General features: G+C 66.8%; 21 protein-coding genes. 14 read left to right on the forward strand and 7 right to left on the reverse strand.

All coding sequences use genetic code 11. The features are described from left to right. Positions 1 to 85: 85 nt before the first annotated feature. The 4 genes from ETR14_RS04525 to ETR14_RS04540 all read left to right on the forward strand — a co-directional run bounded on the left by ETR14_RS04525 (position 86) and on the right by ETR14_RS04540 (position 5,164). Entirely contained in the window at positions 86 to 2,857 is a 2,772-nt protein-coding gene (locus ETR14_RS04525) for a TonB-dependent receptor (protein WP_129383563.1), read from the forward strand. Between the two features lie 79 nt (positions 2,858 to 2,936). Next, positions 2,937 to 3,173 carry a hypothetical protein gene (locus ETR14_RS04530; protein ID WP_129383564.1) on the forward strand — a complete coding sequence of 79 codons (237 nt, stop codon included), beginning with the start codon at positions 2,937 to 2,939 and terminating at the stop codon, positions 3,171 to 3,173. A 117-nt stretch (positions 3,174 to 3,290) separates the two neighbouring features. Continuing rightward, positions 3,291 to 4,457 carry a winged helix-turn-helix domain-containing protein gene (locus ETR14_RS04535; RefSeq protein ID WP_129383565.1) on the forward strand — a complete coding sequence of 389 codons (1,167 nt, stop codon included), beginning with the start codon at positions 3,291 to 3,293 and terminating at the stop codon, positions 4,455 to 4,457. A 137-nt stretch (positions 4,458 to 4,594) separates the two neighbouring features. Then, positions 4,595 to 5,164, forward strand: a complete 570-nt coding sequence (locus ETR14_RS04540; RefSeq protein ID WP_129383566.1) for an outer membrane protein — start codon at positions 4,595 to 4,597, stop codon at positions 5,162 to 5,164. 72 nt (positions 5,165 to 5,236) lie between these two features. Here ETR14_RS04540 and ETR14_RS04545 read toward each other — a convergent pair whose 3' ends face one another. The 4 genes from ETR14_RS04545 to ETR14_RS04555 all read right to left on the reverse strand — a co-directional run bounded on the left by ETR14_RS04545 (position 5,237) and on the right by ETR14_RS04555 (position 8,570). Continuing rightward, on the reverse strand, positions 5,237 to 5,659 hold the full coding sequence (locus tag ETR14_RS04545; RefSeq protein ID WP_129383567.1) for a DoxX family protein: 423 nt from the start codon (positions 5,657 to 5,659) through the stop codon (positions 5,237 to 5,239). Between the two features lie 81 nt (positions 5,660 to 5,740). Further along, positions 5,741 to 7,789, reverse strand: coding sequence for a bifunctional diguanylate cyclase/phosphodiesterase (locus tag ETR14_RS04550; RefSeq protein ID WP_129383568.1), 2,049 nt, complete (start codon positions 7,787 to 7,789; stop codon positions 5,741 to 5,743). A gap of 126 nt (positions 7,790 to 7,915) precedes the next feature. Beyond that, positions 7,916 to 8,062, reverse strand: coding sequence for a hypothetical protein (locus tag ETR14_RS28125; RefSeq protein WP_165356311.1), 147 nt, complete (start codon positions 8,060 to 8,062; stop codon positions 7,916 to 7,918). A gap of 112 nt (positions 8,063 to 8,174) precedes the next feature. Continuing rightward, entirely contained in the window at positions 8,175 to 8,570 is a 396-nt protein-coding gene (locus ETR14_RS04555; protein WP_129383569.1) for a DUF805 domain-containing protein, read from the reverse strand. Positions 8,571 to 8,765: 195 nt separating this feature from the next. Between ETR14_RS04555 and dmeF the strand changes: the two genes are divergently transcribed. Further along, positions 8,766 to 9,749, forward strand: coding sequence for a CDF family Co(II)/Ni(II) efflux transporter DmeF (gene dmeF, locus ETR14_RS04560; RefSeq protein WP_165356312.1), 984 nt, complete (start codon positions 8,766 to 8,768; stop codon positions 9,747 to 9,749). A 133-nt stretch (positions 9,750 to 9,882) separates the two neighbouring features. Here the strand turns inward: dmeF and ETR14_RS04565 are convergent, their stop codons facing one another. After that, positions 9,883 to 10,665 carry a FadR/GntR family transcriptional regulator gene (locus ETR14_RS04565; RefSeq protein WP_371416744.1) on the reverse strand — a complete coding sequence of 261 codons (783 nt, stop codon included), beginning with the start codon at positions 10,663 to 10,665 and terminating at the stop codon, positions 9,883 to 9,885. A 125-nt stretch (positions 10,666 to 10,790) separates the two neighbouring features. Here ETR14_RS04565 and ETR14_RS04570 point away from each other — a divergent pair, with 125 nt between their 5' ends. Next, a complete protein-coding gene (locus ETR14_RS04570) occupies positions 10,791 to 12,404 on the forward strand; it encodes an alpha-L-fucosidase (RefSeq protein WP_129383571.1) in 1,614 nt (537 codons plus the stop codon). Between the two features lie 27 nt (positions 12,405 to 12,431). Here ETR14_RS04570 and ETR14_RS04575 read toward each other — a convergent pair whose 3' ends face one another. Further along, positions 12,432 to 14,081: a DUF5597 domain-containing protein gene (locus ETR14_RS04575; RefSeq protein WP_206185967.1), complete on the reverse strand. Its 1,650-nt coding sequence runs from the start codon at positions 14,079 to 14,081 to the stop codon at positions 12,432 to 12,434. 196 nt (positions 14,082 to 14,277) lie between these two features. Between ETR14_RS04575 and ETR14_RS04580 the strand changes: the two genes are divergently transcribed. The 8 genes from ETR14_RS04580 to ETR14_RS04615 all read left to right on the forward strand — a co-directional run bounded on the left by ETR14_RS04580 (position 14,278) and on the right by ETR14_RS04615 (position 24,665). After that, positions 14,278 to 15,045, forward strand: coding sequence for an SGNH/GDSL hydrolase family protein (locus tag ETR14_RS04580; RefSeq protein ID WP_243455762.1), 768 nt, complete (start codon positions 14,278 to 14,280; stop codon positions 15,043 to 15,045). Positions 15,046 to 15,065: 20 nt separating this feature from the next. Further along, the gene (locus ETR14_RS04585; protein ID WP_243455763.1) at positions 15,066 to 17,297 is read left to right on the forward strand and encodes a hypothetical protein; all 2,232 of its coding nucleotides are present in this window, start codon (positions 15,066 to 15,068) and stop codon (positions 17,295 to 17,297) included. Positions 17,298 to 17,356: 59 nt separating this feature from the next. Further along, a complete protein-coding gene (locus ETR14_RS04590; RefSeq protein WP_129383574.1) occupies positions 17,357 to 19,636 on the forward strand; it encodes a bifunctional salicylyl-CoA 5-hydroxylase/oxidoreductase in 2,280 nt (759 codons plus the stop codon). 115 nt (positions 19,637 to 19,751) lie between these two features. Continuing rightward, positions 19,752 to 20,525: an SDR family NAD(P)-dependent oxidoreductase gene (locus ETR14_RS04595; RefSeq protein ID WP_129383575.1), complete on the forward strand. Its 774-nt coding sequence runs from the start codon at positions 19,752 to 19,754 to the stop codon at positions 20,523 to 20,525. Further along, positions 20,522 to 21,337: an enoyl-CoA hydratase family protein gene (locus tag ETR14_RS04600; RefSeq protein WP_129383576.1), complete on the forward strand. Its 816-nt coding sequence runs from the start codon at positions 20,522 to 20,524 to the stop codon at positions 21,335 to 21,337. The genes ETR14_RS04595 and ETR14_RS04600 overlap by 4 nt, the downstream gene beginning before the upstream one ends. 159 nt (positions 21,338 to 21,496) lie before the next feature. Further along, a complete protein-coding gene (locus ETR14_RS04605; protein WP_129383577.1) occupies positions 21,497 to 22,669 on the forward strand; it encodes an acyl-CoA dehydrogenase family protein in 1,173 nt (390 codons plus the stop codon). Further along, positions 22,666 to 23,058 carry a RidA family protein gene (locus ETR14_RS04610; protein WP_129383578.1) on the forward strand — a complete coding sequence of 131 codons (393 nt, stop codon included), beginning with the start codon at positions 22,666 to 22,668 and terminating at the stop codon, positions 23,056 to 23,058. The genes ETR14_RS04605 and ETR14_RS04610 overlap by 4 nt, the downstream gene beginning before the upstream one ends. After that, entirely contained in the window at positions 23,058 to 24,665 is a 1,608-nt protein-coding gene (locus tag ETR14_RS04615) for an AMP-binding protein (protein ID WP_129383579.1), read from the forward strand. The genes ETR14_RS04610 and ETR14_RS04615 overlap by 1 nt, the downstream gene beginning before the upstream one ends. Here the strand turns inward: ETR14_RS04615 and ETR14_RS04620 are convergent, their stop codons facing one another. Further along, positions 24,666 to 25,883, reverse strand: coding sequence for a cell wall hydrolase (locus ETR14_RS04620; RefSeq protein WP_165356313.1), 1,218 nt, complete (start codon positions 25,881 to 25,883; stop codon positions 24,666 to 24,668). Positions 25,884 to 25,954: the final 71 nt, after the last annotated feature.

Raw genomic sequence — 25,954 nt, forward strand, 5'->3', positions numbered from 1 at the left:
TCACAGGCGGCTCCTAAAGGCGTGTCGAGAGCCGGTTACCCCGGCTTTTTGTCAGATCCATTACACACATCGCCTTGGGGGCATCATGAAACTGAAACTGTTCTGTCTCGCCGGCTGCGCATTGTCCGCGCTCGCCGCTCCGGCTCTTGCCGCGAACGACGAAGTCGCCGCCGCTGCGGCAGGTTCGGAAACGACCGCGGATGCCGTGGTCGAGGCAGACATCGCCGCCGCCGATGATGCCGGCGAAGCCCTGGTCATCACCGGCCGCCGCCCGATCGCCGAATCCGAGGCTGCAGCGCTTGCCGTGCAGCGCAATTCGGATTCGCTCGTCACCGTGGCCGCTTCGGACTCGGTCGGTCGCCTCCCCGATCAGAACATCGCCCAGGCCGCCGGCCGCCTTCCCGGCGTCGCCGTGCAGCGCGACCAGGGGCAGGCCCGCTACATCAGCCTGCGCGGCGCGCCGATCAACTGGACCACCCTGTCGATCGACGGCATTTCGATCGTCAGCCCGGAAGGCCGCGACACGCGCTACGACAGCATCCCCTCGGCGATCGCCTCGCAGATCGTCGTTCGCAAGGCCGTGACCCCCGACATGACCGGCGAGACCGTCGCCGGCAATGTCGACGTCAAGACCCGGTCGGCGTTCGATTATCCCGGCTTCCATGTCGCCGGCAAACTCGGCGGCGGCTATGTCGAACTGGGCGATCGCCAGGAATATGAGGGACAGCTCGTCCTCTCCAACCGATTCGACACCGGCATCGGCGAAATCGGCATGCTCGTGTCCGGAAGCTACTATCAGCGCGACATGGTCACCGACAATTTCGAGACGGACTGGGAACAGGTCAGCCAGGATCGGCAGCCCGGCAATGCGGATCGGATCTGGGGCCGCGAGACGGAGAACAAGCTCTACCGCCTGACCCGGAAGAATTATTCCTATTCGGGGCGGCTCGACTGGAAGCCGACCGAAGGCCATCGCATCTTCCTGCAATCGATCTTCACCGCCTTCACCGACGACGAAGCGCGTGACAATTACATCTTCGACCTCGACGACCGCCAGAGCGACCTTACCCGTCCGGCGAGCCCCGCCTGTACGGTGGCGCCGGCGAGTTCCGCCACCAACAGCGGCTATGCGGACATCTGCATCGGCAACACGCCGCTGAAGGGCAGCGTCTACGGCATCGACATCAACCAGCGCGCCACCCTGCGTGCGTTCGAACAGTCGATCTTCACCAACACGCTCGGCGGCGACCACGAATTCGGCGCCGACAACGAATGGGCGCTCGGCTGGCGGCTGAACTATACCCGGGCCAAGGACGATCGCTCGGTGGTCGGCGAAGCGCGCTACGACAGCCCGTCGACGCGCACGGCGCGGCCGACCGTGGCCTATGATTTCACCGATCCGCAGCTCGCCCGTGTGCAATTGTTCCGCACGCTGAGCAGCGGCGGCCTGTTCAGCGCCGGCGCTCCCGTGACCGCGATCGACGATTTCAGCCGCACCCTGACGTCGCTGACCTCGAGCGACTTCGTCGACGTCACCAAGGCCTATACCGCCAAAATCGATCTCTCCCGCCAGCTCCCCTTGTTCGGCGGCGAGGGCCGGATCACCATCGGCGGCCAGTTCGATCAGCGCACCAAGGAAGCGAACGAAGCGCAATTGTCGATCACCGGCGCCCAGGCGGCCACGCTCGGCATCCCGACCAGCTTCGCGCCGGTGTCGCTCGACACGCCGTTCAAGGGCGAAATCCCGCTCGGCTACACGTTCCGCTATTTCGACATCGACGCGATGCGCGACAATGTGAAGCTGGCCGATACGATCGCCGACTACGTGCCGCTGCTCGCCAATTTCTACAATGTGCGCGAGCAGATCTTCGCCGGCTACGCGATGGGCCGGATCGGCTACGATTGGGGCAGCGTTCTCGGCGGCGTGCGGGTCGAGCATGTCAAGAATCGCGGCCGCGCGTTCGTGACCCTCGGCGGCGCATCCACCCCGATCGAGGTCGAGAACGATTACACCCTGCTCTTCCCCAGCCTGCACCTGAACTTCGACGTCGCCGCCGACAAGAAGCTGCGCCTGTCGTTCAACAGCGGCGCGGCGCGGCCGGACTATGATCAGCTGCGGCCCAACTTCACCTACGACGATGCCAATCAGACGGTGTCGGGCGGCAATCCGGAGGCCAAACCAGAACGCGCCTACGGGATCGACACCTATTTCGAATGGTACATGCAGCCGCAGGGCTATTTCATGCTCGGCGCCTTCTACAAGAAGGTGAAGGACGTGCTGTTCGACGACACCCGCACCTTCGGGCTGGACGTGCTCAACAGCGGCGGGGTCGATCGCTCGCAATATACGTTCGGCACCATCACCAACGGCGGCAGCGGCCACATCTATGGGTTCGAAGGTGCGATCCAGCAGCAGCTCGAGCCGTATACGGAGCAGCTTGGCCTGCCCTCGTGGCTGGGCGGCTTCGGCGTGTCGGCGAACGTCACCTTGAACTGGAGCAAGGCGGAAACGCCGGACGGCGGGCACGTGCAACTGCCGGGCACATCGGACGTCGTGTTCAACATCGGCGGCTATTACGAGAAATACGGGCTCTCCCTGCGCCTTAACTATCAGAAGCGCACCGAATGGCTCGACGCACTCGGCGCCGATGCCGACGGCGGCAACCAATTCTGGGCGAGCGACGACGAGCTCGATTTCTCCGCCCGTTACGCGGTGACTCCGAACTTCGAAGTCTATGTCGATGCGTCCAACCTGCTGAACGGCGCCGGTCGCCGCTACGTGCGGGAATCGTTCTACTCGCTGGAATGGGAGCGGTTCGGTCGTCGCTTCACCGGCGGCGTTCGCTTCAACTTCTGACCGGGGCAGCCCGGCCTTGCCGGCATTGTCCGCAACGGCGATCCGGGTCAGTATGCGCTGACCTGGATCGGAGGATTCGATGGACACGGCGAATGGGCTCAGCCCGGCGGAGAAGCGGAGCTTGCGGACCATCGCCTTCGCCCTCGATCGATATGAGCCGTTCGTCGCCCATTCCGTGCCCGAACGAACGCTTCGCCACCTTCTGGACGAGGGCCTGGCCAGCGAAGGGCCGAGCTCTCGCCCGGCGGTGGGGGAGAAGGGCTACAAGCTGACCGATCGCGGCTGGGATACCGTTCGCCAGGTCTGGACGCGCTGAAATGCACCCGAGGGATGCGCCTTACGGTTTGACGCCGTATCTCGCATAATCCTGCGGATGCGGGTTTGCTCCCGCCTCGGTTGCACGACCCGGGGGGTCTCTGCCATCCGTGGCGACATGGCTTCGATCGACACCATCTCGCTCCCGACGGCCCGGCGCATAGCCCTTGCCGCCCAGGGCTTCGGGGCTCCCCGTCCCGCAAAGGTCGGCCCGCGCGACCTCGCCCGCACCGTCGAGCGCCTGTCGCTCCACCAGATCGACAGTGTCAACGTGGTCGCACGCGCCCATTATCTGCCAGCATTCTCGCGGCTCGGCTGCTACGATCGAGACCTGCTCGATCGTGCCGCCTGGGGTGCGAAGCGGGAGCGCAGGCTGTTCGAATATTGGGCACACGAAGCAAGCCTGCTGCCCCTGTCCCTGCAGCCGCTGCTGCGCTGGCGGATGGCCGCCGCCGACCGCGGCGAGTCCGGCTGGAAGAGCATGCGCAGCTTCGCGCGCGAGCGTCGTGCCGAGGCCGAGGCGGTGCTCGCCCGGATCCGGAGCGAAGGGCCGCTGGCCGCCTCGGATTTCGACAATGGCAAGGGGCGTGGCGGTTGGTGGGAATGGGGCGAGGGCAAGGTGGCCCTCGAATGGCTGTTCTGGGCCGGCCACGTCACCACGCGCACGCGCCGCGGCAATTTCGAGCGAGTCTATGATCTTCCGGAACGCGTGATTCCGGCGGCGATCCTGACGATGGAGACGCCGAGCGAAGCCGAAGCGCAGCGGCAGTTGATCGAGCGATCTGCGCGTGCCCTCGGCATCGCGACCGCGGGAGATCTACGCGACTATTTCCGGTTGAGCCCCGAAACCGGCCGCCCCGCCGTCGCCGCCCTGGTCGACGAGGGGACATTACAGCCGGTGACGGTCGCCGGTTGGCGCCAGCCTGCCTTTCTCCACAAGGATGCGCGGCGTCCCCGACGGATCGAGGGCCAGGCGCTGCTCGCGCCTTTCGATCCGCTGGTCTGGGAACGCGCCCGGACCGAGCGTCTGTTCGGGTTTCGCTATCGGATCGAAATCTACACGCCCGCGGAGAAGCGGGTGCACGGCTATTACGTGCTGCCCTTCCTGATGGATGAGCAACTGGTCGCGCGGGTCGACCTCAAGTCCGATCGTCAGGGCTCGCGGCTGCTCGTCCGCAAGATCAGCCTCGAGCCCGGCGCCCCCGCCGAAACCGGTGCGCGGCTCGAGGCGGAGCTTCGGCTGATGGCCGAATGGCTCGGACTGGAGAGCGTCGTCACGGGCTGATCGATCTCCCGATCCCGACTTTGTTGCACCTGCGAAAAGAAAAAGTTTTTTTATGCAACCAACTGCGCGGGAGGATGTTCTACGGCGCGACGGGCGGCCCACCAGAGGGGCGGCGTCCGAACCAACTGGAGTAGAACATGAAGAAATTGCTTCTCGCCGCCATGTGCGCGGTCGCCATCCCGGCTGCGGCTTCGGCGCAGGACGTCGCGTCGGACGAAGCCGCGCCCGACGGCAGCCCGGCCTTCGGCATCGAGCCCTATGTCGGCGTGCTCGGCGGCTATCATGATTTCGATCGCCGCAGCGAGTTCGGCAGCCTGCCCGGTGACAGCGGCCCCGAAGGCGCCCTGGTCAGCGGCATCGGCGGCGTGAACGTGCCGCTCGGGCCCGTCTTCGTCGGCGTCGAAGGCAATGCCTCCAAGGGCGTCAGCGGTGACATCGATTGGGAATATGGCGTCCGCGGCCGTCTGGGCGTGCGGGCCGGCGACAGCGGCATGATCTTCGCCTCGGGCGGCTATCAGTGGGTCGAGGGCAAGCGCGGCTACAGCGACCAGAAGGATTGGGTCTATGGTCTCGGCGTCGAAGTCGGCCCCAAGGACATCGGCCTCGGCGGAATCACCGGCAACAGCGGCGTGCGGCTTCGCCTGCAGGCCGAGACGTATGACTTCGACAGCATCCGGCCGATGGCCGGCGTCGTCTTCCACTTCTAAGACGCGCGAGGCGGCGCGACGCGCGCCCTCGATCGTGTGAACAGGGAGGCCGAAGCGTTCGCGCTTCGGCCTTCACCGTTTCTCGAGCCGGTGATCGATCGCGTAGCGTCCGGCGCCGAGTGTTGCGAACAGGAGACCCAGGAAAACGAGGATCAAGGCGGGCCACCAACCCGGAAAATCCTGCTCCCAATGCACCATCGCGCAAGCGATCACGAAAACGAAGGTGGTTATCAGGCCCGCCCATCGGGTGAGGAGGCCGAAAACGAGCAGGATCCCGCAGCCGAATTGCGCATAGACGCACAACGGCGCCATCAGCGACGGCGCGGCAAAGCCGAAGCGGGCGAGGAACGTCTCGAACTCCGCCATGCGTTCGGCGCTGAACACATTGTCGTGGCTTTGCCAGATCAGGAACGCGCCGGTCACCAGCCTCAGCAACAGCAGCCCTGCATCGCCGAAGCGTGCCAGCGGCGTGAGCAGCAGCAGATCGTTGCGCATGATCCCCTTTCCCTGATGAGTCGCTGTCGCTTCCGATGACGAGCGCCTTCGTGTTAACAGATTTACCGAGTGTCCGTGCGATCAGAAGCGGCGTGCACGAGGCGTCGGCGCGCTGAGATCGACGGCTTCGGTGAACTCCAGGCCGGCGCGGCCATCCTTTGTCCAGCGCACGAGCACGGGGACGAAACGCGCGTCCGATATCTCCACCCGCAGCGCGGCGCCGATGGTCAGCGCGACATCGAACCCGTCGATCATCAGCCCCTTCGCGGAGATATCGCGGATCCGGGCCTGGTGGAAACGGCCGCCAAGTTCCAACCGAGTCGAGCGCAGCAATTTCTGACGCGTAAGACGGCTGGTCTTGAGCCCGACGGCACTGGCCTCGCCGCTCTTCGCAAGCGATGCGGCGACCGTCTCGCCATCGACAGGACGGCCGTAAACGAAACCCTGAATGTGCGAGCAGCCGAGCCGCGCGATCAGTTCGATCTCGTCCTGGGTCTCGACGCCCTCCGCCGTCGTCTCGAGGCGCAATGTGTCGGCGATCGCGACCACCGCGCGGATGATCGCCGCATTGCGCGGATCCAGCGCTGCGCCTCTGACGAAGGACTGATCGATCTTGATCTTGTCGAACGGCGCCTTTTTCAAATAGGCGAGAGACGAATAGCCGGTGCCGAAATCGTCCAGCACCAGGCGCAGACCCATCTGCTTCAGGCCGCGGAGCATCCGCTCCGTTGAGCTGTCCTCGTTGAGGAAGATGCTCTCGGTGATCTCGAGTTCCAGGAGATCGGGATCCAGCCCGGAGCTGGCGAGCGCGCTGGCGACGATCGCAGGCAACGCCTGTCGGGCGAACTGCACCGGCGAGACGTTGATCGCGATGCGCACCGGCCGCGGCCATCGCGCCGCAGTTGCGCAGGCGGTGCGGAGCACCCATTCGCCGATCGGATCGATCAGCCCGGAATCCTCGGCAATCGGAATGAATTCGGCCGGAGACACCGGTCCGAGCCGCGGATGATTCCAGCGCAGCAGCGCTTCGTAGCCGACTACCGCCTTGGTGGCGGTGCTGACCACCGGCTGGTAGGCGATCCACAATTCGCCGCGATCGAGCGCCTGACGAAGATCGTCCTCCAGTATCTTGCGGGTTTGCGCCTGCCGCAGCAATTCGGCGCGGAAGAAGCTGTGCCGCCCCCTTCCTTCCGCCTTCGCGTCATAGAGCGAAAGATCGGCATTGCGGATCAGGATCTCGGAATCGCTGCCGTCGTCCGGCGCCACCGCAATGCCGACCGAGCAGCCGATCGAGATGTTGCTGCCGCTGATGAAATATGGCTGGGACAGCGACGAGATGATGCGATGGGCGAGGTCTTCCAGGTCCGAGCGATTGCCGTAATTGGTGACGATCACCTGGAATTCGTCGCCCCCCAGGCGGCCGACCAGTCCCTTGTCGGCAACGCAGCTTTCCAGCCGCTGCGCGACGACCTTGAGCAGCGCGTCGCCGGTCTGGTGACCTAGCGTGTCGTTGACCGCCTTGAAGCGATCGAGATCCAGCATGAACAGCGCCACGGGTCGGTGGTTGCGCTCGAGCTGAAGGATGATCTGATCGAGCGACGTCCGCATCCGCGCACGGTTGGCAAGCCCGGTAAGGGAATCGGAAAGGGCCAGCCGCTTGATCTCGGCGTCGGATCGTCTTTCCGCCGTCAGATCGGCGCCATGACCGACGAAGCCGCGAAATTGTCCGAGTTCGTCGATGTGGGGACGGCCGGAGATCGTCCAGATCCGCTCGGTACCCCCGGTTCGGGTACGCACCTCGAACCCCGCAAACGAGGTTCGTGCGGTGAGATGGAAATTGAGCGTTCGTTCGGATCCATCCAGCGCATCGCTGACCTCGAACAGGTCGATCAGCAGCCGGCCTACCGCCGGCTGCTCCGTCTCGTCCAGGAAGCGCGCCGCCTTGTCCGAAAGATAGACGAGCCGACCGGCGCGATCGGTTTCCCAGAACCAGCCGCTGCCCTGCGCCTCGAAGCTGCTGACGAGCCGTACCGCAAGCTCCGGATCGAGGCGTTCGGCGAGCGCACGCGACGCCGGATCGGCTGGGCGTCCTCCTCGACCGAATCCATTCACCAGCCGCGTCAGGCTCATTGCTACGCTCGATAACCGGGGTTGAAAAAGTCTCTCAGCGTGAAGGCGGCCAACCGGTGGCGGCCGCGCAATGCCTTTTTGCCATCCCGACCTTCCCAAACAATTAACCGCGATCACGCGGCCCGATCAGCGCAGATAATGGAGGGCGAGCAGGATACCGAGCAGCAGGGCCGCCGCGGCACCGAGAAATCCCCAATCCATGCGCTGCGCCCACGCCGCCACCCGGTGACGGTGCGAGTCCGAAAGGCCAAGCCGGCGCAGGATCCTCTCCACCGGTCAAATCGCTTCGCCGCTTCCGCGACGAAGCGCCGGCGGACCAACGGACGTCAGCGTCCGCTTATGGGACCGGAGCCGGCAAGTTCCTCGCCGGCTCCACCCCGGTAGATCAGAAGACGGCGGCAGCACTTTCGGCGTCGAAACCCTTGGGATCCGCCCCGAAGCGATTCGGGCCACGCGTGCCTTCCATGACCGTGAAGACGAGCAGGACCAGGCCGCCGATGAGAGGAATGATGGATATCAGCACCCACCAGCCGGAACGGTCGGTATCATGAAGCCGCCGTACGGAGACCGCCAACGCGGGAACAAAGAACACCAGTATTAGCAGCGCGGACAGCGGCCCATAGACTCCGCCCACCGCACCCGACATGCCCAGCACGCCTTCGACGATGATGGCCGCGACCAGGCACACGACATAGAGCAAGACAAAGCTCCAATATTCCTTTCGGCGCGACCGGCCGTTGAAATCAGCAAACTTCTTGAACGGCAGCGTAGCCCATTCCATGGCATTCCCCCTTGGTTGCTCATTGGCGAAACGATCCTACTCCGAACATGCGGCAATGGCAAAATGCTTAGGGCTTCGCTGCGACGCGGCGGGAGGGAGGCATCGGGAGGGGGGTACGGGTCGGCGCCTGCACGAGATTGAACGCGATCCGGCCTTCGGACATTGAAGCATCAGCGCCATACAACGGATCCGATCGTGCATAACCATCTCCCCGACGCCGATCTCGCCCACAGCCACCGGTTCGGCCAGGAGGACACTCGGCGCAGCGAGCGCCGCACGCTGCTCGTCGTCGGCCTGACGGTGGTGATGATGCTCGCGGAGATCATCGGCGGCGCGCTCACCGGCTCGATGGCGCTCCTAGCCGACGGCTGGCACATGGGAAGCCACGCGGCGGCGATCGGCCTCGCCGCATTCGCCTACCGCTTCGCGCGTCGCCACGCGCACGATCGGCGGTTCAGCTTCGGCACCGGCAAGGTCGGCCCGCTTGCCGGTTTCGCCAGCGCCATCGTGCTCGGCCTGATCGCGCTGGCAATGGCGTACGAATCCGCACAGCGCCTGCTGACGCCGCTGCGCATCGAATATTCGGAAGCGATGATCGTCGCCGCGATCGGCCTGATCGTCAATCTCGCCAGCGCAGCCCTGCTCGGCGGCGATCACCACCACCACGACTCCGGCGAAGTTGGGGAAGAAGATCACGATCATCACGATTACGGCGAGCCCGGCCACCACCACCACGATCACAATCTCCGTGCCGCCTACGTCCACGTCCTGGCCGACGCAATGACCTCGCTGCTCGCAATCCTGGCGCTCGCGGGCGGAAGCTGGCTTGGACTGTTCTGGCTGGATCCGGTGATCGGAATCGTCGGCGCGGGCGTGATCCTGTGGTGGTCGTGGGGGCTGATCCGCGGCTCGGGCCGGGTGCTGCTCGATGTCGAGGCGAGCCAGCGGACCGCGGACCGCATTCGCGCCAAGCTCGAAGCCGATGCCGACAACCGCATCATCGATCTGCACCTGTGGCAGGTCGGAACCGGCCATCTTGCCCTGATCGTGTCGGTGCTGACTCACCATCCACGACCGCCTGCACACTACAAGGCCTTGCTGAGGAACATCGATCACCTCGCGCACGTCACGATCGAGGTCGTCCCGTGCGAGGTTCGTGAGGTCGCCGTGCATGGCTGAGACGGGCGCCTCGCCGGTCGGCGGCGCTTTTCGTCGCAAGGCGTAGCGCGGGACATTGCCCGCAAGGCGAAGTGCTGCCTGCCCGCTCCGGCACATCCGGTACCCGAGCCAGAATCGAACTTCGGGCCGGGGCTTATTCCGTCCCGAAACCTTCCGCCGAGGCTCGCCCGATCAGCGCCAGCACATTGTCGATCAGCAGCCGCATCGCCCGATCGGCTGCGTCCGCATCGTGTGCGGCGATGGCGCGCAGCACGTCGCCATGTTCCTTGAGATTGGCGGTGCCGCCGTAGCGATTGGTGAACGCGATCGAACGGCTGAGCGCGGTCCGGATCAGCTCCTCGAACTGCAGGTAGAACGGGTTGCCGGCGGCGCCGAGGATGGCGATGTGGAAATCGATGTCGGCGTCGAGCGCGCTGCCGACGCCGTTTTCGGCCGCCGCCATCGTTTCGAGCCCTTCGGCGATCCGGGCGATTGCGGCATCGGACCCGTTGATCGCCGCGAGCCGCGCGGCGGTCGGCTCGATCGCGAGCCGGAGCTCGGTGAAATGCTTGAGCAGCTCGAGCGAGAATTCACGCTGAAGCAGCCAGCGCAGCACGTCGGGATCGAGCAAATTCCAGCGCTCGCGCGGCTCGATCACGGTGCCGACGCGGCGGCGCGCGCTCAGCAGGCCCTTGGCGGTGAGCATCTTCACCGCTTCGCGGGTTACCGAGCGGCTGAGGCCGTGCTGCTTGGCGAGCTCGAACTCGGTCGGGAACGGCCCTTCGAAGCGTTCTCCGACGATCGCCTGGCCAAGCGTTTCGCGCAGTTCGTGGGTGAGATTGCGGCTAGCGGGCCTGCGCCCGCGCCGCGGATCCCGTGCGAGCGCCTCGCTCATGCGGGCACCGCCGGCCGCGTCGCCGATGGCGCCGCCGAACATTCTTCCGCCCGAGGACTGACCCTCATCGCGACATCCTCTCTTTTGACTTGTTATCGTTAACATAGATTGCAATGGCTTGGCTTCGCAACAGTAAAGCGGCGATCAACCGTGACATGGAGCCGGCGATGCTTTCCCGACGTGACCTCCTTCGCAGCGGCGCGGCGACCGCGATGCTGGCGCCGTCCATCGGCAGCGCGTCGCCGCCGATCACCGCCGATTGGCAGGCGCTGGCGGCCGCCTATCGCACTCCCGACTGGTTCAGGGACGCCAAGTTCGGGATCTGGTCGCACTGGGGCCCGCAATGCGTGCCGGAGTTCGGCGACTGGTATGGGCGCCAGATGTATATCCAGGGCAACCGCTTCTACGATCACCACCTTCGCACCTACGGCCATCCCTCGAAAATCGGCTTCATCGATCTGATCGGCAAGTGGCGGGCAGAAGCCTGGCAGCCCGAGGCTCTGATGGCGCTCTATCGCAAGGCAGGCGCGCGCTACTTCATGTCGATGGCCAATCACCACGACAACCTCGACAATTTCGACAGCGCCCACCACGCCTGGAACAGCCTGCGGGTAGGACCGAAGCGTGACATCGTCGGCACCTGGGCGCGGATCGCACGCGAAGCCGGCATGCGCTTCGCGGTCAGCAATCACAGCAGCCATGCCTGGCATTGGTGGCAGACCGCTTATGGCTACGACGCGGAAGGGCCGATGAAGGGAGTCCGGTACGATGCCTTTCGCCTCCGCAAGGCGGATGGCCGCGGTACCTTCTGGGAGGGGCTGGATCCGCAAGAGCTCTACACCGGCCCCGCCTTCGCGCCGCCCGGGGGGATCGACAGCATCGCCGACATGAACGCCTGGCACGATGCGCGCGATGGCCAGTGGATGGAGCACGCACCGGCTCAGAACCCGGCGTTCGTCGCCAAATGGCTGCTCCGCCAGCAGGATCTGGTCGCCAAATACCGGCCCGACATGGTCTATTTCGACGATTACCGGCTCCCTTTCGGGCAGACCGGGATCGATGCCGCAGCCGATTACTACAATCGCAGCCTGGACTGGCATGGCAAGATCGACGTCGTGCTCACCGCCAAGCGGCTGTCGCCCTTCCAGCGCCATGCCATCGTCGAGGATGTCGAGCGCGGCTTCATGGCGGACATCCAGCCGCTGCCGTGGCAGACCGACACCTGCATCGGCAGTTGGCATTACGACCGGCCGCTCTACGAGCGCAAAGGCTATATGAGCGCCAAGAGCGTGGTCCAGCGCCTGTGCGACGTCGTTTCCAAGAACGGCAATCTGATGTTGTCGATTCCCCAGCGCGGCGACGGCTCGATCGACGAGGAGGAAGAAAGGATCCTCGGCGATCTCGCCGGCTGGTTCGCCCTGAACGGCGATGCGATCTACGGCACGCGGCCGTGGCGCAGCTTCGGCGAAGGTCCGACCAAGCCGCCGGTCGGCATGCAGAACGAAGGCGAGGCCAAGCCCTTCACCGCCGAGGATGTGCGCTTCACCGTCGGGCGCGGCGTGCTCAACGCCTTCTTCCTCGATTGGCCGGAAGGCGACCGCGCAATCGCCTCGCTCGGCGGCCGTGCCCTCCCGGAGGCGGTGATCGAGCGGGTGGAGACGATGGACGGGCGGCCGCTGACGTTCCGGCGCGAGGCGGATGCGCTGAGGCTCACCATTCCGGAACACCGCCCCGGCGACTTCGTCCCCGGCATCCGCGTCTACGGCCGCGGCCTGACATAGCCGCAGCCGGACACGTCCGCGTGAGGATCAGTTGCGCGTGGTGCCGAGCGCCACCCGAAGCAACATCGGGGTTCCGGTGAAATTGATGCCGTAATCGGTCTGATCGCCATTCAGCACCCGGCGCATCTGCCATTGGCCGTCGGGTGCGAAACTGCCTTCCTCGACCCTCAACACCGCTCCGCTCTCGCCTGCCGCCGCCTTGTCGAGGCCGAAGCGGACCCGCACGTCGCTGCCGGCAATGATGAACTCGTCGGGTCCTGTCTGCGCCGCGACCATGCCGCCGACCGGCTTGCCCTTGGTCGGATGCGGATCGGCTTTCAGCCAGGGCGCGTCGCGCTCGCCGAATTCCCAAAGCTCGAACTGGGCGGTGATCCGCCAGCGTCCGAGCACGCCCGACTGATCCGCCGAGTCCGCGCCCTTGGCGACGCCCCAGGTCGGGCTGGTGCTGGCGATGCGCGCCCATTGCCGAGCGATCGGAGCGAACAGGCGATATTTGGAGCCGAACGCTTCGAGCGTCTCCTCGTCGAGCACCTTCGCGCCGAGCGGGTAGTTGGAATAGCCGCTCGCATCCATGCCGAACGGCGCGAAGCCGATCCCGCCACGCCCGAGGGTCGGCCAGAAGAAGCGCGCATACTCCGCGGCATTGCCGATCTCGGGAACCAGCAGCGCATTGTCGGCCCGGGCATAATGGTCGAGATAGGCGATCACCGCCTTCTGATCGCGATTGTAGATATCGGGCGCCGTCGCATCGACGCTGGGCGCTGCCGCCTTCCAGATGTCGATCACGTTCCATTGCGGGCCGCCGGTCGCCGAGTTGGCGGCGGACTTCGCGTCGAACGGATCACCGAGCGATGCATTGACGTACATCGGCAACGGCTTCACCCGCTTCCCGGCCGCCGCGATTTCGTCGACATAGCGCGCCATGTGCCAGGTCGTGAACGCCTGCTCGTCGAGGCCTTCCCCGAACAGCTGACGCCACGTTCCCGGACGCTTGCCGAGCTTCTTCACCAGTTCGGCGGGAACCTGCCCTTCGAACAGCTTCCGCGGCTCCGGGGCGTGGTCGCGCATCAGGCCGTAGCTGCCGAGCTCGTTTTCGGGCTGGACCATGATCACCGTATTCTGCGGATCATTGTCCTTCAGATACTGCATCAGCCGGACGAAGGCCTTCTTGTCGGCTTCTAGATTGGTACGCGAGTGCGGGGACAGCACGTAATGCGGGCTGCCGTCGGCCTTGATCATGTGCGGAAAGCGCTTCGGATCGGTCTTCACCCACATCGGCGCATAGCTCGCGCCGGTATTCTTCCAGGTCGCGAACCAGAGCAGAACGAGGCGGACGTCGTTCTGCCTCGCTTCGCGCAGCAGCACGTCGAGCCAGGAGAAATCGAATTGCCCCTCCTTGGGCTCGATCTGCTCCCAGGCCACCGGAATTTCGAGCGTGTTGGCATGGATCCGGCGGATCACCGGCCACACTGTTGGCAGCATGGCCGGGTAGTTGCTGCTGTTGTGCGCCTGGGCTCCAAGCATCAGATACGGCGCGCCGTCGACGATCAGCGCATGCTTGCCGTTGCGAGTCTCGATCCGGGGAGTCGAGCGATCCTGGGCGGCCGCGGGGCTGGCGGCGGCGAGGATCGCCAATGCCGCGGCGGCCCTAATCCATCGAGACGATCGCGTCGGCATTCTCATCCTCCCTGGCAGATCGCGCCCCGCTGGTGTTCACGTGGTTGGAGCGCCCATATCCACGGCGGTATCAAAGTCGCCGGATCGCGCAAACCTTTTTATCTTATTTATTCTGGCCAGCGTCCCGACAGGCGTTTAGGTGTTCATTGTGGAGCGATCGCAGCGAAGGAGAGCAAGCGTGCGGTGGAAAGCGATTGTGTTGACGGCCTTTTTCCTCCCGTCGGTGGCGTGCAGCCAGGCGCAGAGCGAGCCCACCGCCGAGCAACGCGCGCGCTGGGCCAAGGAAGCCGAGGAACGGACCCACAGCGACTGGGCCTATCTTGCCCGCTATCGCGACGCCAATGCCGCCTTGACGCTCGGCGCCGGCCAGCAACGGGTCGTCTTCCTCGGCGATTCTATCACCGAAGGCTGGGTGTCGAAGATGCCCGCCTTCTTCACACCGGGCCGGATCGGCCGCGGCATCAGTGGCCAGACGACGCCGCAGATGCTGGTGCGGATGCGTCAGGACGTGATCGCGCTGAAGCCGCGGGTCGTCCACATCATGGCCGGGACCAACGACGTCGCCGGCAACACCGGGACCACGAGCGACGCACAGATCCAGGACAATATCCGATCGATGACCGAGCTTGCCCAGGCGCACGGCATCCGCGTGGTGCTCGCGTCGATCCCGCCGGCCGCGGATTTTCCGTGGAAGCCCGGCCTGAATCCGGGCGTTCGCATCGAGCGGCTCAATCGCTGGATCAAGGCCTATGCCCGACGCGCCGGCGCGGTCTATGCCGATTACTGGAGCGCCACCCGCAGCGGCCTCGGCTTCCGCGACGGCCTTGCGTATGACGGCGTTCACCCGACCGAGGCCGGCTACGCGGCGTTCGCGCCGATTGCGGATGCGGCCATCCGCAAGGCGCTCACCCTCCCCGCGGCCGGCACCGCCGCCGCCTGCGCACGCGCTTCCGACCCCTGCTGACGACGATGCGTTCGGGATCGATGGTTCGGTGCCTGATCGCCGGCGTCGCGATCGTGCTCGCCATGCCCGGCTCGAGCGCAACTGCGGCATCGGGCACCACCGCCTATCAGTGGCGCAACGTCAAGGTCGGCGCCGGCGGCTTCGCCCCGAACATCGTCTTCAGCCGCGCGGAGAAGGGCCTCGCCTACCTTCGCACCGATATGGGCGGCGCCTATCGCTGGGACGATGCGGCGCGGACATGGCTGCCGCTGCAGGACGGCAATGCGGTGGGCAGCTATATGGGCATCGAGAGCATCGCCGCCGATCCGATCGATCCCGAGAAGGTCTATCTCGCCGCCGGCATGGGCCATTGGGGCGACGCGGCGATCTGGCGCTCGGCCGACCGGGGCAAGACCTGGGAGATCGTGCCGGTGCCGTTCAAGATGGGCGGCAACGAGGACGGCCGAGGGCTCGGTGAGCGGCTCGCAATCGATCCCCACCGCACCTCCAGCCTGCTGTTCGGCTCGCGCCACGACGGGCTGTGGCGCAGCGACGACGCGGGACGCCGCTGGGCGAAGGTGACGGGCTTCCCGCATCCGGGTCTCGGCGCGCCGAGCGCGCGGCGCGAGACCCACGCCGGCATCGCGTTCGTCGTCTTCGATCTCGCGTCACGAAACGTCTTTGCCGGCGTAGCCGATCCGGGTGCCGCCGGCATCTACCGCTCCGCCGACGGGGGCCAAAGCTGGCAGCGCGTCGCCGGCGGCCCGCCAGAGGGCATGCTGCCGGTCAAGGCCGACATCGCGTATGGCAGGCTCTTCGTCGCCTGCTCGACCGGAATCGGCCCCAACGGCATCGCCGGCGGCTTGGTGTGGACGTTCGATCTGGCGACCGCCGGCTGGCGCGACATCACGCCGGACCGCAGCGCCTCTGCCGAAGGCGGCTATATGGGGCTGAGCGCCGATCCGCGGCGTGCCGGCCGGCTCGCCGTGTCGAGCGTCGATCGCTGGCACGCGGGCGACACCATCTGGCTCAGCGAGGATGACGGGCGGAGCTGGACCAGCCTGCGGGAGCGCAGCCGCCGCGACATCGCCGAGACGCCCTGGCTCGCCTGGGGCAAGGCCGAAGCCGAGTTCGGCCACTGGACCGCCGGCCTTGCCATCGATCCGTTCGATGGCGGGACCCTCGCCTACACCACCGGAGCGACCGTCTACCGCAACAGACAGGCGAGCAGCGGCGCAGGCACGATGACGTGGCGCCCATGGGTAAACGGCATCGAGCAGACTGCGGTGATCACTTTGATCAGCCCTACCGGCGGTGCGCCGCTGATCTCGGGCTTCGGCGATCTCGCCGGCTTTGTCCACGAGCGGCTCGACGTCGCGCCGCGGGCGATGCACCTCGTCCCCCGGCTGACCAATACCAACAATCTCGATTATGCCGGCCTGAAGCCGCAGGTGGTCGTGCGGAGCGGCACGCTCCACGCCGAACAGCCGCAGAGCGGCGCCTCGCTCGGCGTTTCCGAGGATGGCGGCCGCACCTGGGAGCCCCTTCGCGTTCCGCCGATCGCGGTCGGCGCCGAGCCGCCGCGCCGCTACGATCTTCGCGGCGACGCGCCGATCGACGTCGCCGCGGACGGTTCGACCTTCATTGTCGGCACGCCGATCGCGATGGTCACCAGCGATCGCGGCCGCACCTGGGCGGCGGCGTCGGGCCTCCCGCCCGGGGCACGGGCGATCGCCGACAAGGCCGATCCGAAGCTCTTTTACGCCATCGATTTCGCCGGCGGACGGATCTTCGTCAGCCGCGATGCCGGCCGCAGCTTCGTGCCGGCGCCGGCACGCGGCCTGCCCGCCGACCTCGGCCACGCGCGCATTCGCGGCCGCGAGGATCAATGGCCGATGGTCGCGGTTCCGGGCCGCGCCGGTGCGCTCTGGTTCAATCTGGGCGGACGGCTGTGGCGCAGCGACGACGCGGGCGGCAGCTTCCGTGCGGCGACGCGTGCCGGGATGGTCGTGGAAAAATTCGGGCTCGGCCGTGCGGCCGAGGGCGCACAGGATCCCGCTTTGTACGCGATCGGCGCCAATCATGGCCGTCGCGGCATCTGGCGCTCACTCGACGGCGGCGCATCGTGGACCCGGATCAACGATGACGCCCATCAATGGGGCCTGCGCTTCCGCGCCATTTCGGGCGATCCGCGCCGCTTCGGGCGGGTCTACGTGGCCACCGACGGCCGCGGCATCGTCTGGGGCGAGCCGGCACGATCCGGACGAGACTGACGGCCTGCCCTTGCCACCTCGGCATCGCCGCTCTACCCCTTGGCGAAAAGGAGCGTTGGATGCGGATCGCGTGCCTCGGCGGAGGACCTGCCGGGCTCTATTTCGCGATATCGATGAAGCTGCGCGATCCCGCGCACGACATCGACCTGTTCGAACGCAACCGTTCCGACGACACGTTCGGCTGGGGCGTCGTCTTCTCCGATCAGACCGTCGGCAATCTGATGGCGAACGATCCCGTTTCGGGTGCCGTGATCCGCAGCGAATTCGCCCATTGGGACGATATCGAAGTCCACGTTCACGGTGAGACCATCCGCTCCTCCGGACACGGCTTCATCGGCATCGGCCGCAAGCGTCTGCTCGCCATCCTGCAGGACCGCGCCCGCAGTCTCGGCGTGCGCCTTCATTTCGGGCACGAGGCTGCGCCCGATCTCGAAGCCTGGCGCGACCATGATCTCGTCATTGCCGCCGACGGCGCCAACAGCCGCGTGCGCGGGCTTCATGCCGAGGAATTCGGCGCCGATATCGACATCCGCCGCAACAAATTCTTCTGGTTCGGCACCAGCCGCGTGTTCGACGCCTTCACCTTCGCGTTCGAGCAGAGCGAGGCCGGCTGGGTATGGGCGCACGCCTATCGCTTCGCCGACGGTCAATCGACCTTCATCGTCGAAATGGCGCCGGAGACATGGGCCGGGCTCGGCCTCGACGAGATGGATCAGGATGCCGCCACCGCGCTCTGCGAAGCGCTGTTCGCGCGGCACCTGGACGGGCACAGGTTGCTGTCGAACGCGCGGCAGCTGCCGGGTCCGCAGGCGTGGCTGAACTTTCGCCGGATCACCTGCGAACGCTGGTCGTACGGCAATCTGATCCTGCTCGGCGACGCGGCGCATACCGCGCATTTCTCGATCGGGTCGGGCACCAAGCTCGCGCTCGAGGACGCAATCAAATTGGCCGAGGTGCTGAACCGTCCCGGCCTGTCACGCGGGGCGGCGCTCGCCGAATATCAGGCGGAGCGCAGCGTCGAGGTGCTGAAGCTGCAGAACAGCGCCCGCAATTCCACCGAATGGTTCGAGACGATCGAACGTTATCTGCCGTTCGAGCCGATACAATTCGCTTATTCTCTGCTCACCCGCTCGCAGAGGGTCAGCCACGAAAATCTGCGCCTGCGCGACCCGCGCTGGCTGGAGGCCGTCGAGCGCTGGTTCCAGGCACGGGCCGTCGGAGTCCCCGTCAACGATCCCGCGCCGCCGATGTTCGCCCCCTATGCGCTGCGCGACATGCGGCTGGACAACCGCATCGTGGTGTCGCCGATGGCGACCTATTCGGCGAGGGAGGGGACCGTCGGCGACTTTCACCTCGTCCATTATGGCTGCCGTGCGCAAGGCGGCGCCGGCCTCGTCTACACGGAAATGACCTGCGTCTCGGCGGAGGGGCGGATCAGCCCGGGCTGCGCGGGCCTCTACGCGCCCGAACATGTCGCCGCATGGCAGCGCATCGTCGATTTCGTCCACGTCAACAGCCGCGCCAAATTCTGCCTGCAGCTCGGCCATTCCGGACCGAAAGGCTCCACCCGGGTCGGCTGGGAAGGCTATGACGTACCGCTCGACGGCGGCAATTGGCCGGTGATCGCGGCGTCGGACGTGCCGTGGAGTGCCGCCAATCAGGTACCGCGACCAATGACCCGCGACGACATGGACCTGGTTCGGGATCAATTCGTCGCGGCTACCCTGCGCGGGCTCAAGGCTGGCTTCGACATGGTCGAGCTTCACTGCGCGCACGGCTATTTGCTGTCGAGCTTCATCACGCCGCTGACCAATCGCCGCACCGACGCTTATGGCGGCAGCCTCGCCAATCGGCTGCGCTTCCCGCTGGAGGTGTTCGCCGCCATGCGCGCCGCGTGGCCGGCCGCCAAGCCGATGGCGGTGCGTATCTCCGCCAACGACTGGATGGGCGATCAGGGCGTCACCCCCGCCGAAGCGGTCGCGATCGGCCGCGCCTTCGCGGAGGCCGGCGCAGATCTGATCGACGTCTCCGCCGGCCAGACCTGGGCCGATTGCCAGCCGGTCTACGGCCGGATGTTCCAGACCCCGTTCGCCGACCGAATCCGCAACGAAGGCCAAGTGGCGACGATCGCGGTCGGCAACATCTACGAGCCCGACCACGTCAACTCCATCCTTGCCGCAGGACGTGCCGACCTGGTCGCCCTTGCCCGTCCGCATCTCGTCGACCCGATGTGGACCCTGCGCGCCGCCGCCGGCCACGGCTATCGCGGCGTCGCTGTACCGCCGCCCTATCTGCCGGGCATGGCACAGCTCGCGCGCAATCTGGCGCGGGATGCGTGAGTAATGGCCCTCACCCTCCCACCCGGCTGACGCCGGGCGGGCCCCTCCCTCTCCCCTGCAGGGAGAGGTGTTTGCGCGTTCCCTCTCCTATTTGGGGAGTGGGAGGGTGAGGGCGGTGAGGCTCCTCAACCACCATGCCCTGATTACCGGCGGCGGCACCGGCATCGGCGCCGCGATCGCCGCCGCGCTCGCAGCGGAAGGCGCCAGTCTCACCCTCGTCGGCCGCCGGTCGGACCGACTTGAGGCGACGGCCGACTCGCTCCGCAGCACCGGAGCCTACGTCGCGACCGCCGCCGCCGACGTCACCCTGCGCACGCAGGTCGACCGCGCTTTCGCTGCGGCGCGCGAGGCCCATGGCCCGGTCACCATCCTGGTCAACAATGCCGGTGCGGTACAGGTGGCACCCTTCGCCAGGCTCAGCGAAGAATCCTGGCGCGGCGCGCTGGCGGTGAACCTCGATGCCCTCTTCTTCTGCTGCCAGGCGGCGCTCGAGGACGTGAAGGCGGCGCAGAACGGCCGCATCGTCACCATCGCCTCGACGGCGGGGCTCAAGGGCTATGCCTATACCGCGCCCTATGTCGCCGCGAAGCACGGCGCCGTCGGCCTTATGCGTGCGCTCGCGACCGAATTTGCGGCAACCGGACTGACCGCAAATGCGGTCTGCCCCGGCTTCACCGCCACCGACATCGTCGAAGAGGCCGTCGCCAACATCGCCGGCAAGACCGGGCGCAGCCCCGATCAGGCACGCGCGGAGCTGACCCGGTTCAACCCGCAGGGCCGGCTGGTCACGCCCGAGGAAGTCGCTGCCGCGGTGCTCTGGCTGTGCCTGCCGACGAGCGGCTCGATCAATGGCCAGACGATCGCGGTCGCCGGGGGAGAAGTGATGTGAGTTTCGATCCGGCCAGATTCGCCCCGGCGCACTTTCTGTGGACGTTCGACGCGGGGGTGGCGACGATCACGCTCAACCGGCCCGAGCGCAAGAATCCGCTCACCTTCGAGAGCTATGCCGAGCTTCGCGACACCTTCCGGGCGCTGGTCCCCGCCCGGGACGTCAGGGCCGTGGTGATCGCCGGCGCCGGCGGCAATTTCAGCTCTGGCGGCGATGTCCATGAGATCATCGGTCCGCTGACGGAGATGGCGATCCCGGAGTTGCTGGATTTCACCCGCATGACCGGCGACCTCGTCAAGGCGATGCGCGCCTGTCCACAACCGATCGTCGCGGCCGCCGACGGCATCTGCGTCGGCGCCGGTGCGATCGTCGCGATGGCCTCGGACCTCCGTCTCGCCACCCCGGAGACGAAGACCGCCTTTCTGTTCACCCGAGTCGGCCTCGCCGGCTGCGACATGGGCGCCTGCGCGATCCTGCCGCGCATCATCGGCCAGGGCCGTGCGAGCGAATTGCTGTTCACGGGGCGGGTAATGACCGCCGAGGAAGGCGAGCGCTGGGGCTTCTTCAACCGGCTGGTGCCGCGCGATTGCTTGCTCGAAGAGGCGGGCACCGTCGCGCGAAGCCTCGCCGCCGGCCCGAGCTTCGCCCACGGCATCACCAAGACCCAGCTCAACCTCGAATGGAATGTCAGCCTGGAAACGGCGATCGAGATGGAAGCCCAGGCGCAGGCGATCTGCATGGCCACCAACGACTTCCGCCGCGCCTTCGAAGCCTTCGCGGCGAAACGAAATCCGGAGTTCCGGGGTGATTGATGTCCTGAGATCACCCCTCCCTTCAAGGGAGGGGAAGGGGGTGGGTCAGCACCGAGGCGGCTCGATGCCGCCGAGGGGCTATGGGCGTCCTGACCCCCATCGAGGGGGTTCGGGCGCAACCCACCCCCAGCCCCTCCCTCGAAGGGAGAGGTGACCCAAATGAGGGCAGACCGATCCTTCCTCGACTGGCCGTTCTTCGACGATGCGCACCGCGCGCTGGGGCAAGAGCTCGAGGGCTGGTGCGCGGCCGAACTCGGCGACGAGGGCGAGGCGGCCGACGTCGACTCCGCCTGCCGCGGCCTCGTTGCCAAGCTCGGGGCGGCCGGGTGGCTGCGCTACTGCGTTCCCGCCGCTCAAGGCGGGATGCACGAGCAGCTCGACGTGCGCTCGCTTGCCTTGATCCGCGAAACGCTGGCGCGCCATTCCGGGCTCGCCGACTTTGCGTTCGCGATGCAGGGGCTCGGATCGGGCACGATCAGCCTGTTCGGCACGGACGCGCAGAAGAGCGCCTATCTCCCTGCCGTGGCGCGGGGAGACAAGATCGCGGCGTTCGCCCTGACCGAACCCGAATCCGGCTCCGATGTCGCCGCGATCGAAACGGCAGCGACCGCGACGAAGGACGGCTGGATCGTCGACGGTGCCAAGACCTTCATCTCCAACGGCGGCATCGCCGATTATTATGTCCTGTTCGCCCGCACCGGAGAAGCGCCCGGCGCCAAAGGCATTTCCGCCTTCCTGGTCGATCGCGACAGTCCTGGCCTCGACGACAGCGAGCGGATCGACGTCATCGCACCGCACCCGCTGGCCACCCTGCGCTTCTCGGCGATGCCCCTGCCCGCCGAAGCGCTGCTCGGGGAGCTTGGCCGAGGCTTCGCGCAGGCGATGGCGACACTCGACATTTTCCGCACCACCGTTGGCGCGGCGGCGCTCGGCTTCGCCCGGCGCGCCCTTGCCGAGGCGACCATGCGAGCGTTGTCGCGGCGGCTCGGCGGCGGCATGCTCGCCGACAACCCGATCACCCAATCGAAGCTCGCCGAGATGGTGCTCGACGTCGAGACCTCCGCCTTGCTCGTCTATCGCGCCGCCTGGCTGCGCGACGTTCGGCAACAGCGCAACAGCCGCGAAGCGGCTCTGGCCAAGCTCCACGCAACCGACAGCGCGCAGGCGGTGATCGACAAGGCGGTGCAGATCTTCGGCGGCCTGGGCGTCACGCGCGGCAACCCGGTCGAGCGTCTCTACCGCGAGATCCGGGCGCTGCGCATCTACGAAGGCGCATCGGAAGTGCAGAAGATCGTGATCGCGCGCGCTCATCTTGCGGAGCATCGGCCATGAAGACTCTCCTGCCCCCCGGCTGGCCGCGGCCCAAGGGCTATTCCAACGGGATCTCGACGCGGGGGCGGTTGATCTTCACCGCGGGCGTCGTCGGCTGGGATTCGGCGGAACGCTTCGCCGCCCACGATCTCGCCGGACAGTTCGCCCAGGTGCTGCGCAACACGCTCGCCATCCTCGCCGAAGACGGCGCGCGGGCCGAACATGTCGTTCGGATGACCTGCTACATCACCAGCTGCGAGGATTACCGCCAGAGCCTGCCGGCGATCGGCGCTGCCTGGCGCGACATCATGGGCAAGCATTATCCTGCGATGGCGGTCGTCCAAGTCTCTCGCCTCGTCGAGGATTATGCCCGGATCGAGATCGAGACGATCGCGGTGGTGCCCGACTGATGGCGCCGACGGCGCATCTCGACACGTTCGTGCGGGATCGCCTGCCGCCACCGGAGCATCAGCCCGACTTCCTGTTCACGCTGCCCGAGCTTCGCTATCCCGAGCGCCTCAACGCCGCGGTGACGCTGATCGCCAGCGGCGCCGACGACGCAGTCGCGGTGGTGAACGACCAGGGCGCGTGGACCTATGGCGACATGCGCAGGCTCTCCGATCGCATCGCCCGGCTGCTGGTGGAAGAGGAAGGGCTGGTTCCGGGCAATCGCGTCCTCCTGCGCGGCCCCAATGGCGCAATGCTCTTCGCCTGCTGGCTCGGCGTGCTCAAGGCCGGCGGCATCGTCGTCGCCACCATGCCGATCCTGCGTCCGGGCGAGTTGCGAACCATCCTGGAGCGCGCCCGGATCAGCCACGCCATCGTCGATGCGCATTGCCTCGACGACTTCGCCGCGGCTGCGGATCACAATGATGTGCTACGCTCCACGCTCGTCTACCAGGGCGATCACGGAGGCGGCCCGTTCGAGGCCCGGCTGGCGCAGGCCGCATCCGGCTTCGAGGCCGTCGGCACCTGGCGGGACGACGTTGCCCTGATCGCCTTCACCTCGGGAACCACCGGCAAGCCCAAGGGCTGCATCCACTTTCACCGCGATATCCTGGCATCGGCGGACAGCTTCGCACGGCACATCCTGCAGCCACGCCCCCAGGATCGCTGGGCCTGCTCGGCACCGATCGCCTTCACGTTCGGCCTCGGCATGCTGCTGATCTTCCCTTGGCGCTTCGGCGGCACCGCGGTGACGATCGGCCAACCGAGCCCCGCTGCCATGCTCGAAGCGATCGAACGGCACCGTGTCACCACGCTTGCGACGGCCCCGACCGCCTACAAGGCGATGCTCGGCCTGCCGGGCGGGCGGCGGCTATCGTCGCTTCGCACCTGCGTCTCGGCCGGCGAGCATCTTCCTGCCGCCACTTCGGACGCCTGGCACGCAGCGACCGGCCTTCGCATCGTCGACGGCATCGGCGCCACCGAGATGATGCATGTCTTCATCTCCGCAGCGGGAGACGCGATCCGTGCAGGCGCGACCGGCAAGGCGGTGCCGGGCTACCAGGCCTGCGTGCTCGATCCCGACGGACGGCCGCTTGCGGCGGGAACCGGCAGGCTCGCGGTCAAGGGCCCGACCGGCTGCCGCTACCTCGACGACGACCGTCAACGCCTGTACGTGCAGGACGGCTGGAACGTCACCGGCGACACCTACCGGACCGACGAAGACGGCTACTTCTGGTACATCGCGCGATCCGACGACATGATCGTCTCGGCCGGCTACAATATCGGCGCACCGGAGGTCGAGAATGCGCTCTATGCGCATCCCGCGGTGCAGGAATGCGCAGTGATCGGCGTACCATGCGAGGAGCGCGGCCAGAAGGTGAAGGCGTTCGTCGTCGTTGCGCCGGGCCACCACGCCGGAGCGGATCTCGCCGCCGCGCTGCAGGCCCATGTCAAGGCGACGATCGCGCCCTACAAATATCCCCGCGAGATCGCCTTCGTCACAGGACTGCCGAAAACCGCGACCGGCAAGCTCCAGCGCTTCCAGCTCCGGAGTCTCAACGAAGGCTGATCAGCAGGCCTGGGGTTGGGCTGTCCCCTGCGTGGCGCTCGGCAGCTTTCGGACGCCCTCGAGGCATTTCGGTGCCGCGGGTGCAGCCTCGGCCTTTGCCGGAGCTGTTGCGGCTGCCGGCTTCCCGCCGGTGGGGGGCGAAGGCAGCCCGGACAAGGCCCAGTGCAGGCTCGCGCTTGCGGGCTCGCCGCCGCGGGCGAGTGCGGCGTCGGTCGCGGCCTCGCGAGTCATCGGCTCATAGCGGCGAATAACCTGGCGCTTGCTGATGTCCGAGGTCAGCGATCCCGTCGCAGACGCGGGAACCACACCCGGCGGAAGCTCCCCCTTGGCGGCCGCCTCAGCGGCAGCGAGCGCCGCGGCTTCGTCGGTGGTCGGCTCGACCGCCCCGGCGAGGCTCGACGGATCGGAAGTCAGATGCCGCATCAGCGCGATCTGCGGCTCGAGCCCCGCGGCACGGAAGCGGAAGGCGGGCGGGCGGCCCCAGCCACCTTCCCAGCGGTAGAAAATGTGGGTGCCGACATTGGCAAGCTTGGTCAGGCTTGAGCTCCAATAGGGCACGACCCAGTTGGTGTGATAATGGGTCGCCCAGCCGACCGGCGCATACACCTTGCCCGCAAGCGCCTCCTCGGCGACCTTCCGCGCACGGGCCCATAGCACGGCCATCGGAGTCCGCCGGATCGCACCGTCGCAGGTGAAGGTGAACTGGCAACCGGTCGCACGCTCCGAACCCTGAAACACGACGCCGCAAACGGTACGCGGATAGGCCGGGTGACGGACCCGGTTCAGCACCACCTGTGCGACTGCACGCTGGCCGTCCACCGGCTCCGTCGCGGCTTCGTAATAGACGGCGGCAGTCAGGCATTCGAGGGCGCGCAGCCGGTCGACGGGGGTTGCGAAGCTGACGCCGAAGGGTCGCGCCGCGGGGTTAGGCAGGGTGGAGACCGGAACCGCGGAGTTGATCGCTAGCGCATCCTGCGGCGCGACGTCACGGAACCGCATCGGCTCCGGCTCGGGCGGGACGCCGAGCCCCGGAATGTGCGGCTTCGCGCCTGGAATGCTGGCGTGCGGAACGTTGCGCGTCTGCTCGGCCGGGGTGAGGCTAAATCCCGCGATGAGCCAAAGAAGAGCGGCGAGTGCGAGCAGAATCGCCGCCGGCCAGGCCCGCTTCGAAGAAGCTGGTACCTCGAGGGCAGGCAATGCGGCAGTCGACGACAGCATCCACTACTCCAGAAAGGTCGGGCCCTTTAGTCCCCGCATCTGCAGGTGGCAAGCCTGGCCGCGGCGCAACA

It is taken from the genome of Sphingosinicella sp. BN140058 (assembly GCF_004135585.1).
GTDB lineage: Bacteria > Pseudomonadota > Alphaproteobacteria > Sphingomonadales > Sphingomonadaceae > Allosphingosinicella.

Bases quoted from the DNA above. Each gene is read 5' to 3' on its own strand.
- ETR14_RS04535 (WP_129383565.1), top strand. From the start codon at position 3,291: ATGGCTTCGATCGACACCATCTCGCTCCCGACGGCCCGGCGCATAGCC.
- ETR14_RS04605 (WP_129383577.1), top strand. From the start codon at position 21,497: ATGAGGGCAGACCGATCCTTCCTCGACTGGCCGTTCTTCGACGATGCG.
- ETR14_RS04615 (WP_129383579.1), top strand. From the start codon at position 23,058: ATGGCGCCGACGGCGCATCTCGACACGTTCGTGCGGGATCGCCTGCCG.
- ETR14_RS04565 (WP_371416744.1), bottom strand. From the start codon at position 10,665: ATGTTCGGCGGCGCCATCGGCGACGCGGCCGGCGGTGCCCGCATGAGC.
- ETR14_RS04610 (WP_129383578.1), top strand. From the start codon at position 22,666: ATGAAGACTCTCCTGCCCCCCGGCTGGCCGCGGCCCAAGGGCTATTCC.
- ETR14_RS04550 (WP_129383568.1), bottom strand. From the start codon at position 7,789: ATGAGCCTGACGCGGCTGGTGAATGGATTCGGTCGAGGAGGACGCCCA.
- ETR14_RS04575 (WP_206185967.1), bottom strand. From the start codon at position 14,081: ATGCCGACGCGATCGTCTCGATGGATTAGGGCCGCCGCGGCATTGGCG.
- ETR14_RS04540 (WP_129383566.1), top strand. From the start codon at position 4,595: ATGAAGAAATTGCTTCTCGCCGCCATGTGCGCGGTCGCCATCCCGGCT.
- ETR14_RS04620 (WP_165356313.1), bottom strand. From the start codon at position 25,883: ATGCTGTCGTCGACTGCCGCATTGCCTGCCCTCGAGGTACCAGCTTCT.
- ETR14_RS04525 (WP_129383563.1), top strand. From the start codon at position 86: ATGAAACTGAAACTGTTCTGTCTCGCCGGCTGCGCATTGTCCGCGCTC.
- ETR14_RS04555 (WP_129383569.1), bottom strand. From the start codon at position 8,570: ATGGAATGGGCTACGCTGCCGTTCAAGAAGTTTGCTGATTTCAACGGC.
- ETR14_RS04585 (WP_243455763.1), top strand. From the start codon at position 15,066: ATGGTTCGGTGCCTGATCGCCGGCGTCGCGATCGTGCTCGCCATGCCC.
- ETR14_RS04570 (WP_129383571.1), top strand. From the start codon at position 10,791: ATGCTTTCCCGACGTGACCTCCTTCGCAGCGGCGCGGCGACCGCGATG.
- ETR14_RS04590 (WP_129383574.1), top strand. From the start codon at position 17,357: ATGCGGATCGCGTGCCTCGGCGGAGGACCTGCCGGGCTCTATTTCGCG.
- ETR14_RS04545 (WP_129383567.1), bottom strand. From the start codon at position 5,659: ATGCGCAACGATCTGCTGCTGCTCACGCCGCTGGCACGCTTCGGCGAT.
- ETR14_RS04530 (WP_129383564.1), top strand. From the start codon at position 2,937: ATGGACACGGCGAATGGGCTCAGCCCGGCGGAGAAGCGGAGCTTGCGG.